Genomic DNA, 12,982 nt, shown 5'->3' on the forward strand with positions numbered 1-12,982 from the left:
CAAATCAACGCCGTCTGCAAGAGCCAGACCACTTCGTTACCCATCAACACAAACCCAATAAAATAAGGTTACCTTGCGTGACACAGGTCATTGACAGGGGATTTATTATTTTTCAAACGTGCTATTTCAATTTCGAAAAAACAGCGTATACACTTTAAAAACGCAGCGAGCTCACCTCGCCACCGAACATGAACAGCCACACGAACAGATGAAGGAAATGCCCATGCCCAGCACACCAAGAATCGCAATCGTCGGCGCCGGCCTGGGTGGCGCCGCCGCTGCCACCTTGTTGCAGCAGGCCGGTTTCACGGTCGATATTTACGAGCAGGCACCGGAGTTCTCACGGATCGGCGCCGGGATTCACATGGGTCCCAACATCATGAAAATCTTCCGTCGCATGGGCATCGAGCAGGCACTCAGCGGCATGGGCTCACACCCGGACTACTGGTTCAGCCGCGACGGGGCCAGCGGTGACTACCTGTCACGCATTGCCCTCGGCGAATTCGCCGTCAAGGAATACGGCGCGGCCTATATCACCGTGCACCGTGGCGACCTGCATGCCCTGCAAATGTCCACCATCGCCCCCGGCACCGTGCATTTCAGCAAGTGCCTGGACCGCCTCGAAGAGACCGATACCGGTGTGCGCCTGAGCTTTACCGATGGCACCACCGCCCAGGCCGACATCGTCATCGGCGCCGACGGCATCAATTCGAAGATTCGTGAAGAACTGTTGGGTGCAGAGAAGCCGCTGTACAGCGGCTGGGTCGCCCATCGCGCACTGATTTCCAGCGACGTGCTGCGCAAGTACAACCTGGACTTCGAGAACTGCGTGAAATGGTGGAGCGAAGACCGTCACATGATGGTCTATCACACCACCGGCAAGCGCGATGAGTACTACTACGTGACCGGCGTGCCCCATGCGGCCTGGGACTTCCAGGGCAACTGGGTGGACAGCAGCCAGGATGAAATGTACGAGGCGTTCGCCGGTTATCACCCCACCGTCCAGGCCCTGATCGAATCCACCGACAGCGTGACCAAATGGCCGCTGCTCAATCGCAACCCGCTGCCGTTGTGGAGCCGCGGCCGCCTGGTCCTGCTGGGCGATGCCTGCCACCCGATGAAACCCCACATGGCCCAGGGCGCAGGCATGGCCATCGAAGACGCGGCCATGCTCACCCGCTGCCTGCAGGAAACCGGCCTGGGCGACTACCGCACCGCCTTCGCCCTCTACGAAGCCAACCGCAAGGAACGTGCATCGCGAGTCCAGGCGGTTTCCAACGCCAACACCTGGCTGCGCACCCAGGAAGATCCGGCCTGGGTCTATGGCTATGACCTCTACGGTCAGGAACTGAAATCCGGGGTGGCCGCGTGAGCACATTCATCCATGGCGGCAACGTCCAGGCCAACGGCATCCGTCAGCACTACCTGCGCTACGGCGGCTCGCGCCATGCCGGGCAACCGGCGCTGATCCTCATTCCCGGCATCACCAGCCCGGCGATTACCTGGGGCTTCGTCGCCGAACGCCTGGGCCAGCATTTCGACACCTATGTGCTGGACGCCCGTGGGCGCGGCCTGTCGTCCACCGGGCCCGAGCTGGATTACAGCGTCGATAGCTGCGCCGACGATATCAGCGCCTTCGTCAAGGCCATGGGCATCGAGCACTACCATCTGGTCGGCCACTCCATGGGCGCGCGCTTTGCCGTGCGCAGCGCGGTGCGCCAGCCCCGTGGCCTGCAACGCCTGGTGTTGATCGATCCGCCGGTCTCCGGCCCCGGTCGCCGCGAGTACCCGAGCAAGCTGCCCTGGTACGTGGATTCGATTCGCCAGGCCCAACAGGGCATGAATGCCGAGGCCATGCGTGCCTTCTGTGCCACTTGGACCGAAGAGCAATTGCAGCTGCGCGCCGAATGGCTGCACACCTGCTATGAACCGGCCATCGTCCGTGCCTTCAATGACTTCCATGAGGTGGATTTCCATCAGGATCTGCCACACCTGCCAGTACCCGCCCTGTTGATGGTGGCCGAGCGTGGCGGCGTCATCCTGCCTGAAGACGAGGCGGAAATTGCCGGGCTGCAACCGGCGATCGAGATCGCCCATGTGGCAGACGCCGGGCACATGATTCCCTGGGATAACCTGGAAGGCTTCTTTACTGCCTTTGGCGATTTCCTGGGACAACCCGTTAATTGATAACCGAACACGAACCCCGTTGGAGCGAGGCTTGCCCGCGAATACGTCGGTACATCCGAGCTGTTTCTCGAAACAGGTACAACGCCTTCGCGGGCAAATCGGATCTCCGCCCACTCACTCCAACAATACATACAGGAGCACGCCATGAGCCAAGAGCAAAGCGCGGACGCCAATTACCAGGGCGTGTGGGGCCAGCGCATCGGTTTCGGCAAGAAACCGGCGCTGCTGATGATCGATTTCATGCAGGGCTATACCACCACCGGCGCACCTTTATATGCACCGGGGGTAGTCAGCGCGGTCAAGGAAAGTGTTGAATTGCTCGCCTGTGCCCGGCAACACGGCATTGTGGTGGTGCATACCAATATTCGTTATCACCCCGGCCACTTTGCCGACGGTGGTATCTGGGTGAAGAAAGCCCCGGTCATGACGGATATGGTCGAAGGCAATCCACTGGCGGCGTTCTGTGTAGAGGTGCTGCCGCAGGACAATGAAGTAGTGATCAGCAAGCAATACGCCAGTTCGTTTTTCGGCACCAGCCTGGCGTCGATGCTGCACGCCCAGGGCATTGACACCGTGGTACTGGCCGGTTGTTCCACCAGCGGCTGCATTCGTGCCACCGCCGTGGATGCCGTGCAGCACGGGTTCCGGACTATCGTCGTGCGCGAATGCGTCGGCGACCGTCACTCGGCTCCCCATGAGGCGAACCTGTTCGATATCGACAGTAAATATGGCGATGTCGTCAGCAAGAGCGAGGCGATGGCGCAGTTTCTCGCGCTGCAATGACACAACGGATTTTGTAGGAGCTGCCGAAGGCTGCGAAAGCGATGTGTCAGACAGATCCATTCGCAGCCTTCGGCAGCTCCTACGAAAATCAGCTTTTTGCAACACCCGGAACCAGGCCATCTAGAGCACTGTCACCACTGCCGAAGCGGGCTGAACAGCTGCTTCGCAGTCTTCTGACACTGCCTTTGGAAGTCGCCATCCCGGTGCTGCCAAAGCACCTGATGCGTGGCTAGACAAAAACCATAAAGGCCGAGTGACTACAGATCACCGCCAGGAGACCACCATGCCCTCTGCGAACAGCTCTGCCGTGACTTCGGTTACGGACCCGATCAAAGCGATGTACCACAAGATCACCTGGAAGCTGATTCCGTTCCTGTGCTTCTGTTATCTGGCGGCTTATCTGGACCGGATCAATATCGGTTTCGCCAAGCTGCAAATGCTCTCCCAGCTGCAATTCAGCGAAACCGCGTTCGGCCTGGGCGCCGGGCTGTTTTTCGTGGGGTATATCCTGTTCGAAGTGCCGAGCAATCTGGTGCTGGAAAAAGTAGGGGCGAAGATCTGGATCGCGCGGATCATGATCACCTGGGGTCTGCTTTCGGCCTGCACCATGCTGGTGACTACACCGACCCAGTTCTATGTCCTGCGTTTCCTGCTCGGTGCCGCTGAAGCCGGCTTTCTGCCGGGTGTGCTGTTCTACCTGACCACCTGGTTCCCGACCCATCGTCGGGGCCGGATCATCGCCCTGTTCATGATCGGCTTGCCGCTGTCGAGCGTGATCGGCGGGCCATTGTCGGGCTGGATCATGGGCCACTTCGACCAGGCTGCCGGTCTGCGCGGCTGGCAATGGCTGTTTTTGGTCGAGGCAGTGCCCAGCGTACTGCTGGGGATCGGTACATTCTGGGCCCTGCCCAACGGCCCGGCCCAGGCCAAATGGCTAAGCAGTGAAGAGAAAGTCCTGCTCGAAGGCGAACTGCGCCTGGACGACGCCGATGGCAAGGACAGCAAAACCAGCTTCAAGGACGGTTTCTTCAACCTCAAGGTATGGATGCTGGGCGGCATAGACTTTTCGATCCTGCTCAGCGCCTACGCCATGGGTTTCTGGATGCCGACGTTCATCCGCAACGCCGGCGTGGTCGACCCGTTCCATATCGGTGTACTGACGGCCCTGCCCAGCATCGCCGCGCTGCTCGGCATGCTGTTCATCGGCGCCAGCTCGGACCGTCATCGTGAACGCCGCTGGCACATCATCGTGCCGTTCCTGATCGGTTCCGTGGCCATGGCGACCAGCACTTTCTTCACCCATAACGTCGCGGCGACCGTGGCCCTGTTCGCCATCGCTTCGGCGGCAATCATTGGTGCGGTACCGGTGTTCTTCAGCCTGCCAGCGACCTTCCTCAAGGGCACCGCCGCCGCCACCGGCTTCGCCCTCGCCTGTTCGCTGGCGAATATCGCCGGGCTGGTCAGCAACTCGATGATGGGCATCGCCATCGACGTCACCGGCAGCAGTGCCGGTGCGCTATGGTTCTTTGCCGGGTGCCTGATTCTCAGCAGCCTGTTGGTGGTGGCACTGCCTGCCAAGTTGGTTAACCGCTGATTAAAGAATCATCGGCATCTGAATGACCGCTGTTCTGTGGGAGCGAATTCATTCGCGAAAGCGCTATTTCATACGATGAAGACGTATCGCCTGTTACGGCGTCTTCGCGAATGAATTCGCTCCCACAGAATTTGCCGTGTCAGCCGTATATCGCATTTATAAAAAGGAAAAGAACATGCAGGGTTTTCTGAAAAGCTGTGCCCTGGCCATTGCCGTCGGGCTGGCCGCCAGCGCAGCACAGGCGACAGAAAAGGTCATCTTCGACACCGATTTCAACGTGCTCAACGACGATGGACAGGCCTTTATCATGCTGGCCCAGTTGCACGCGCAAAAACGCATCGAGCTATTGGGCATGACCCTGGTCAGCGGCAATGCCTGGGTCGATCAGGAACAGGTCGACGCCCTCAAGGCCGTGGAGCGCATGGGGCTGGAAAAGGAAGTGGGCGTCTACTCCGGGGCCGCCTATCCGTTGTTGCATGACTACGCCACCTATGAACAGGAAAAGGCCCTGTTTGGCTCGGGCTGGCCGGGAGCCTTCAAAAACCCGCGACCGACGTCCGCCAGCCAATTGGTCGCGCCACCGGACGGCATGGCCACCCACACCAAACTGCGTAGTGAATCCGCTGCGCAATTCATCATCGACAGTGTCAAGCGCAACCCCCACGAAGTCACCCTGCTGGCGGTCGGCCCCCTGACCAACCTGGCCCTGGCGATCCGCACCGCGCCGGAGATTGTGCCGTTGATCAAGCGGATCGTGTACATGGGCGGTGCCATCGAGATTCCCGGCAACACGACACCTGCTGCGGAATTCAACTGGTGGTTCGACCCGGAAGCGGCCCATATCGTCCTGCGCCAGCCCATCGAGCACGTGATCTTCCCTAACGATGTATGCGAGAAGGTGAACTTCGACGCTTCCGTGTATCAGCGCATCGTCGCCAACAAAGGCGTGATCCCGGACCTGTACAAAAGCGTGTTCGGCCCCACCTTCGCCAAGGACCCGAACTACCACAGCTTCACCTGGGACAGCCTGCCCGCGCTATTCCTGGTCCACCCGGAACTGGTTACCGAATCGAAGGATATGTGGGTCGATGTCGACGCCCATTTCGGCCCGGACTACGGCCGCTCCATGGGCTACAAGAAAGGGGCGCCGGTCGGAACACAGAAGGCCAAAGTCGTGTTCGCCATCAATCAGAAGCAGTTCTGGGATGAGTATGTGTCACTGGTGACCTTGCCTGCGCCCGTGAAGAAACCCTGAAGGTAAAAGTGCCCCGGCAAAAAAGCCGGGGCACATGAATCAGGCCCTGCGTGGCAGGTATTCGGACATGTAGGTGACCGAAAAAGGCACACCCGGAAAATCCAGCTTCAGTCTTGGCAGGACAAAGCCGCCGCAGGATGGACAGGTATCCAGGAAGGTAAAAACCTTGATACTGCGCAACGGTCTACCCTCCATATCGGCTCGAACAACGGTTGCCAGCAGGCGCTCGGCGTCCAGGTGACGCGGAAAATCATCAACGACCAGCGAATCGGCACTTCGCGTCACCGGCAAGCTGACAAAATCCGGATCAGGACCTCTATCGCGAGTAATTGCGCGGGCATCGCGATACGCAACGCCGTCGATTAATGTTTCAGGGGAATCAGCCTCCGCCTGCAGCTTCAGGCGCTTTGCTTTTTTTCCCGCGGCCAATGCGTAATACACCGCTTTGTCACCACTTTGCGTGGTGACAGAGATAAAAGCCAGGTTACTGCCTCCGGTCTGCTTTCTGATCAGCTCCTGTGTCGTTTCAACTGCAATATTCTGCAGGTTCAATTCCACCCAAGGCTTTTTCGGGTTCTGCACAGGTAGCAGATTGTTAAGTACATCAACGATCGCTTGCTGTTCATCAGGCGATCGCTCGACAAGCTGTTTGAAATCACCAATGAACGTTCTGGTCATGCCGACAAAGTTTTTCTGGGCCATTTCGCCGGTGAGGATCCGCGAGGCATAGCTAAGAAGCTCATTATCCTTACCCTCGAATTTACACCACTGGACATACTGCTCATATGTATCAAGCCCGTATAACTGGAGAAAGGGCATCACCACTCTATCTTCAGGAGTCAGTATTTCGAAAAGCAACCGTGCAAGATTTTCGCGGTATTGGATAGCTTCGGGCTGATTGCGAACGATGCGGTATTGGTCGCGCACTGTCAGATACTCGTTGATCAGCCCCCGATCGGTGTCGCTTTCCAATTTCAATCGATAAAATTTCAGTCCCGTATCGTCTGAGGTCTGTGGCTCCATCGCCCAATAGAACACTCCGGTATCCGGCTCGACGACTATCACATCATGAGAATCGACGTTCAGCCTGATCCCCCTTAACGTGCGAGCATCAGCAATGCCAGTGGCGATACCGGGCAGTTCGATAACGGGGACTTCATGATTGACGACCGCCTCGTCAAACTGAAAGTCGGGCCGAAACCCCAGGCGCAATTGCATGGACAGCCGCCCCCCGAAGGTATCGTGATACACCACCGTATCGGGCAACAGAAACATCTCACGCTCTTCTGCGGTCAGGGCAGCCAGAGTCCCCGGCAATCGGCGAACGGGCGGTACCCATTTGCAGACCTTGCCTTCACTGATCAATACGTCGATTGCCTGTGCGGCATTTCCCAACGGCTCCAGCCTGAACAGACGATACTCGCGCCCCTCGAACGCCCAGCTGATATTGGTGCCCAGATGATCACGCACGCTATCGAGCAGTTGCGCAACCTTACTGACCAGTTTGATCCCGCTTGCGCAGGCCACTTCTTCAAGATCCCGCTTCGCACGACAGAGGACTTCAGCCTCCTCAAGCCCGGATTCGCTCACCGACAAAGGCGCCACATCCAGCCTACGCAACGCCACAGGCTCTTCCCTGTTATCAAGACGGTAAACCCGGTTATCCACCAGAACGTCGAACACGCCCTCGCGCCGCTCGATCACGCGAGTCTGGCAGCCTCGGCCGATCCACATCTCATGACAGCCCTCCTCCGTCAGTCGCGCCGGTATTACAGGCGGGTAATGGCCAGGGGTGATGCCATCAGCCGATGACAATTCCACGCCAGACCTTTGCGCAATCAGCGCCAGGCGCTTGCCGTAAGCCTGATCGGTGTAAGGGTCCAGCGCACGGTAATCGGCGGCTTCGGCGCTGCCAATGTTGCGCACAGCGATGTCGGGCAGCCCATCCACGGTTGCGCGAAGACCGTTGCCCACCGCCAGACCGTCGAACAGCAATTCAGGACGCCCGATGGCCTGACGGAGCGCCGGCACCGCCACGAACAGACTCTCCCAAAGCGACCGCGACAGGCGCACCCCAGGCTTGAGCAGGTCGACGAAACCAAGGGCCGTGGTCTGTCGGGCAATATCAATACCCAAGCGGCCGAGCACTGTGCCCAGCGAGCGGGCAGCCGACAACACGCTCAACTCTCCTGCCCGCAACAACAGAATCGCCGTGGAACGCAGAAACTGGCCCATGGGTACCAGGGTCACCAGCGCGTCCAGGGCGCAATTGAAGATCACCCCTGCCGAGTGATCGCCCTTGCGCAGATCGGCAATGCAGCCATAGAAGGGTACGAACAGGCGGGCAAACTGATCGGCGGCCTGCTGCTCATGGGCCCACAGCTGCTCCCAGTCGGTTTGATGACGGGTCTGGCTCTGCAACTGATCAAGCGTCGGCGCCAGCAGATGTTCGGCAGCGGCCCTGGCCAGGCGCTGACGCATGCCCTGAAGGTTGCCGTCCTCGACAAAAACCAGGTCCGGCGCTGCTTTCAGTGTGCCCTCAAGCGGATGACGTGGAGACGTCGCCGAGCGGGAAACCGTGCCATGCAGGTAGGCATCACTGTCCAGCGCCACAAGGGGAGTCATCTCAGCCTGGGCCACATGCAATGCGTGTTCGTTATGATGATGTATTGCCTGAATGGGACTGAGGATGCCCGTTGACTCACTGTCCTCCACACGATATTCGAATCGATTGGCGATACGTCGCGCGACGCCGGCGGCAGGGATAATTTCAAAAAAAACTTCGACAGGATGCGCGTGGTCATGAAAGTCGACGCGACGATCACCTGGCTGGCACCTGATGAACAGCCCGTGAAGGGCTTGTTCGCCATCGAAAATGACCCGGCTGACCTCACAGGTATGGTGGGCAAGCAACGCCTGATCGGCATCGGGCATCTCTGCCAGCAGGCGCTCGATGACCTTGGCCTTCACCGCGATCAGGGACTCCTTGAAAGCAGAGAACGCCTGCTCATAGCGTTTCGGTACGGCCGGTTCACCCGCGCTGTACACCTCGCCCATCATCACCAGTTCTTCCACCGAGGCTTCACGCTTGCCCGCCAGCCCAGAGATCCAGCGATCCCATTCGTAGGACGCCGCAACGCTCAAGCCATGCCCTTGCAGCACGGGCCAATGATCGATTTTCACGCCTTGCTTCCATAGCAGCGCAGGCACTTGGGCGTTGCGCAGCAGTGTGTGAGCGAGCTGTTTGCGATCCGGTGGCTTGACAGTAAGCAGGCGCTGCATTTCCTCGGCGTGGGCATCCTGTTGCGTCTTCAGGTACTCCAGCGCCTGACCTGTCTGGGTCGGGCTCGCCCTGGCGATGCCCTGATCGACGACGATGACCCGGTGCGCCGCGGCGTAGCGCAGGGCCGGGATGATCGCGGCCGTGCTCCACGCTTTCTGCACCACAGGATCATCCGACTGGGCGAGAAACTGCCCTGTGGCGAGCAGATCGTCGTCGCTCAGGCGCTCCACTACCCCCGGTGCCAGCGCCTGCACAAATCCCGCACTATGGATCAGCGCCACACTCTGCAACGAGCGGCCATAGCAGAAGTGATCGGCAACCTTCTGGATCAGCAGCTCCGGGGCCAACTCCCGCAGCAGCAGATACTTGAGCATTTCCAGGGTCGGCGCACTCGCCCCGGCGTTGCGCCTGGCGAGGTGGTCAGCGACTTCCTCGAGCAACCTGACATGGTTGTATTGAGTGATATCCCTGCCCCCGAACAATTGCTCAAGAAAGCCGTCGCTCGGCGCGCCGATGCAAAACCGTTCGATGATTGCCCGGCCAAGCAAGGCCTGGCTGATCCGCGGAGAAGCCTGCTCATCGCTGTACCAGCCCATGCGCTTTAACAGGGGTTGGCAAAAGCGCTGGAATGGCTGTGTCTGCATCAAAGCAATCCACCTGTCATGGGCGCTCTGGCTCAACGCGAGTGCAAGGTTATCAAGGCCCAGGGTCTGGAACAGCGATTCGGCGCTGTCGATGCTGCTCCAGCTCGCCATATCAGGCACGGAGTCCGTCAGTGCAGCGATAGCTGGCAGGGGTTCGAAAATGTGCGAAGAATCCGCAGAGAGGTCATTGGCCATGTTCAATATTCCAGTAGTCCGAGTGAGCAAAAAAGTGGCTGACACTGGAAAAACGGAATCGAAACAAAGGGCCTTGATCAATCAGCAAAGGCGACGCGGCAAGTAAGCCTTTTCTGCAGTTCAGGAGGCTCTGGCGCGCTTGATACAGGGATGGAAAGTGCTACCCTGCGCGGCGACGCGGATGTAAGCAAATATTACATGCGCATCGATCCATGCCTTTCCGTCACCCGACCATGAGATTGCCCCATGCGCCTTTCTGCTGTCCTGTTCACCGCTGCCCTGTCGCTTTCCCTGATTCCTGCCGCGTTCGCCGCCCCGGATGCGGTGGTCGGTTTCTCGCCAAAAATCGGCGCACAGTCGGCCCAGGACGTGGTGATTGATGCCATTTCCCACGCTCAGCACAGCATTGTCATGGCTGCTTATTCCTTTACCAGCAAGCCTATTGCAACTGCGCTGGTTGAAGCCAAGGGGCGTGGCGTGGATGTGCGCCTGGTCGCCGACAAGCGCGGCAATAGCGGCAAATACTCCGCCACTACTTTTGTTGCCAACAAGAACGTACCGGTACGCCTGAACGGCAAGTACGCGATCATGCATAACAAGTTCATGGTCATCGACGGCAAGGATGTCGAGACCGGTTCCTTCAACTACACCCAGGCCGCCGCCACCAAGAACGCCGAGAACGCCCTGCTGCTGCGCGGCGTGCCCGACCTGGCCGCCAGCTACACCCAGGACTTCGAAAAACTGTGGAGCGAAGGCGAGACCCTGGCGCCGGCCTACTGATCCGGCGGCGCCTGTCAATCACGCTGTAGCACGGCCTGCGCTGCATCTTTGGGCAAGCGCAGGTTATCCAGCATCGCCAGCACGGCGATCAGCGACACGCCGAGAAACACCAGTTGGAAATCAGCGGTGGCCACTGCACCGCTGTTGCCATGAACGAGCATGGCACCGCGCAGCAACAACGCGCCGATGGCCACGCCCAGGCCCATGCTGAGCTGGAAGAACATGCTGAACAGGGTTGAGGCATCGCTCATCCGCGGCTTGCTGATATCGGCAAAACCCAGGGTGTTGTAGGCGGTGAACTGCATCGAGCGCGACAGCCCGCCGACAAACAGGATGAACAGGATCAGCGGCCAGCCCATGGCTTCGTCGATCCAGGCACAGGCGGCAATCGCCAACACCCCGAGCACGCCATTGACCAGCAGCACCGGACGAAAGCCCCAGCGTTGCATGATCGCGGTGGTGAAGGGTTTCATTGCCAGATTGCCGGCAAATACCGCCAGCACCAGCAGCCCCGCATCGAACGCCGACAGCCCGAAGCCCAGCTGAAACATCAGCGGCAACAGGAACGGCAAGGTGCTGATGGCAATGCGAAACAGCGAACCACCGACCAGACTGACCCGGAACGTCTGCACCGCCACCACATCGAGATTGAGCAGCGGCTGCGCACGACGACGCATATGCCGCCAGGCGATGGCCGCCAGCAACAGGCCCAGGACAGTCACGGCCACGCCGGTCCACGGACTGTGCTGACGCTGGCCGAGCATTTCGACGCCATAGAGAAAAGCCCCTCCCGCGCTGCTGGTGAGGACGAAGCCCAACAGGTCGAAGCTGCGCCTCGTAGTTTCGTTATGTTTGGGGATCAGCATCAATGTGGCGATCAGGGCCAGCACGCCCAACGGCAGATTGAGGTAGAAAATCCACGGCCAGCTGCTGTGAGTGACAATAAAGCCACCCAGCGGCGGGCCGAGAATCGGCGCCACCAGACCGGGCCAGGTGATCACCGAAATGGCCCGCACCAGGTCTTTCTTTTCGGTACCGCGCAGCACCGCCAGCCGCCCTACCGGCACCATCATCGCGCCACTGATGCCTTGCAATATCCGGGCGGCGACAAAACTTTCCAGCCCCGTACTCAATCCGCACAACAGCGACGACAGGGTGAACAGCACGATGGCCGAGCCGAAGATCAGCCGCGAACCAAAGCGATCGGCCAGCCAGCCGCTGATGGGAATGAAGATGGCGATGGCCAGCATATAGGCACTCATGCCGATATTCAGATCGACCGCCGCCACGCCAAAAGTCCGAGCCATTTCCGGCAAAGCCGTGGCGATCACCGTGGCGTCGAGGTTTTCCATGAAGAAGGTCACGGCCACCAGAGAGGCGATGGCGGTCGAGCGGGAAATGGGCATTGCAGAGGGCTCCGATACCGATATGCCCGGGGATTCTATTCCGTTGGAGCGAGGCTTGCCCGCGAAAGCGATCTGCCAGGCTCGGGCAGATGTATTGAGTGTACCGGCCTCTTCGCGGGCAAACCTCGCAGCGACAGATTAAGTTTGCAGTTATTTATCGGCGGGCGTATAAATGAGCGCCTACTCACTTATTAAAAGTCCTACCCTTCCCATGGCTCGTCCGAAAAGCGAAGACAAACGCAACGCCATCCTCGATTCCGCCCTGCATATCTTTGCCGAGCTGGGCCTGGGTGCGCCGACGGCGAAGATCGCCAAGGGCGCGGGCGTGGCCGAGGGCACGCTGTTCAACTACTTCGAGACCAAGGACGAGTTGCTCAACCAGTTGTATCTGGAACTCAAGCGTGAGCTGCGCGACATCATGCTGCCGGGTTTCCCCAGGGATCAGAGCATCAAGGCGCGCCTGCATCACACCTGGTGTATCTACGTCGATTGGGGCGTGGCCCAGCCACAGAAACGCAAGGTCATGGCCCTGCTGATGATGTCCGATCGCCTTACAGCGCAGAGCCGTGAAGCCGGGCAGGAAGGTTTCAGGGAGCTGGGCCAGGCCTTGCAAATGAGCGTCGACTGCGGCGTGCTGCGCGACCAGCCGGTGGATTTCACCGCAGCCATCATGCGCAGCCTGGCCGAGACCACCATGGACTTTATGAGCCTTGCACCGGAACAGGCCGAGCGCTACCGCGAAGCCGGTTTCGTCGCGTACTGGAATGCAATTGCCAGGGACTGACCGTTTCACCCGCTTTTTATTTACCCAATAAATGAGTGATTACTTACTCATATACTGCAATTCAACAGGAG

General features: G+C 59.3%; 10 protein-coding genes. 8 read left to right on the forward strand and 2 right to left on the reverse strand.

Going from position 1 to position 12,982, the window contains the following annotated elements:
* Nucleotides 1-223 precede the first annotated feature (223 nt).
* From ACCD02_RS20175 to ACCD02_RS20195, 5 genes are all read left to right on the forward strand, one after another.
* Complete coding sequence (locus ACCD02_RS20175) at nt 224-1,372, forward strand: FAD-dependent monooxygenase (protein ID WP_413305574.1); 1,149 nt, start codon at nt 224-226, stop codon at nt 1,370-1,372.
* Complete coding sequence (locus ACCD02_RS20180) at nt 1,369-2,187, forward strand: alpha/beta fold hydrolase (RefSeq protein ID WP_413305577.1); 819 nt, start codon at nt 1,369-1,371, stop codon at nt 2,185-2,187. The genes ACCD02_RS20175 and ACCD02_RS20180 overlap by 4 nt, the downstream gene beginning before the upstream one ends.
* A 144-nt stretch (nt 2,188-2,331) precedes the next feature.
* A complete protein-coding gene (locus tag ACCD02_RS20185) occupies nt 2,332-2,970 on the forward strand; it encodes an N-carbamoylsarcosine amidohydrolase (RefSeq protein WP_413305580.1) in 639 nt (212 codons plus the stop codon).
* Nucleotides 2,971-3,253: 283 nt separating this feature from the next.
* On the forward strand, nt 3,254-4,564 hold the full coding sequence (locus tag ACCD02_RS20190; RefSeq protein WP_413305583.1) for an MFS transporter: 1,311 nt from the start codon (nt 3,254-3,256) through the stop codon (nt 4,562-4,564).
* Nucleotides 4,565-4,739: 175 nt separating this feature from the next.
* Entirely contained in the window at nt 4,740-5,819 is a 1,080-nt protein-coding gene (locus ACCD02_RS20195; protein WP_413305585.1) for a nucleoside hydrolase, read from the forward strand.
* A gap of 39 nt (nt 5,820-5,858) precedes the next feature.
* Here the strand turns inward: ACCD02_RS20195 and ACCD02_RS20200 are convergent, their stop codons facing one another.
* Nucleotides 5,859-9,332 carry a deaminase domain-containing protein gene (locus tag ACCD02_RS20200; protein ID WP_413305588.1) on the reverse strand — a complete coding sequence of 1,158 codons (3,474 nt, stop codon included), beginning with the start codon at nt 9,330-9,332 and terminating at the stop codon, nt 5,859-5,861.
* A 36-nt stretch (nt 9,333-9,368) separates the two neighbouring features.
* Between ACCD02_RS20200 and ACCD02_RS20205 the strand changes: the two genes are divergently transcribed.
* Nucleotides 9,369-9,707, forward strand: coding sequence for a hypothetical protein (locus tag ACCD02_RS20205; protein WP_413305591.1), 339 nt, complete (start codon nt 9,369-9,371; stop codon nt 9,705-9,707).
* 480 nt (nt 9,708-10,187) lie between these two features.
* Nucleotides 10,188-10,721 carry a phospholipase D family protein gene (locus ACCD02_RS20210; RefSeq protein ID WP_413305594.1) on the forward strand — a complete coding sequence of 178 codons (534 nt, stop codon included), beginning with the start codon at nt 10,188-10,190 and terminating at the stop codon, nt 10,719-10,721.
* A gap of 14 nt (nt 10,722-10,735) precedes the next feature.
* Here the strand turns inward: ACCD02_RS20210 and ACCD02_RS20215 are convergent, their stop codons facing one another.
* Complete coding sequence (locus tag ACCD02_RS20215; protein ID WP_413305596.1) at nt 10,736-12,127, reverse strand: MFS transporter; 1,392 nt, start codon at nt 12,125-12,127, stop codon at nt 10,736-10,738.
* 211 nt (nt 12,128-12,338) lie between these two features.
* Between ACCD02_RS20215 and ACCD02_RS20220 the strand changes: the two genes are divergently transcribed.
* The gene (locus ACCD02_RS20220) at nt 12,339-12,911 is read left to right on the forward strand and encodes a TetR/AcrR family transcriptional regulator (RefSeq protein WP_413305598.1); all 573 of its coding nucleotides are present in this window, start codon (nt 12,339-12,341) and stop codon (nt 12,909-12,911) included.
* The last annotated feature ends 71 nt before the right edge of the window (nt 12,912-12,982 follow it).

Source organism: Pseudomonas sp. Pseusp88, assembly GCF_047303955.1.
Classification (GTDB): Bacteria; Pseudomonadota; Gammaproteobacteria; order Pseudomonadales; family Pseudomonadaceae; genus Aquipseudomonas.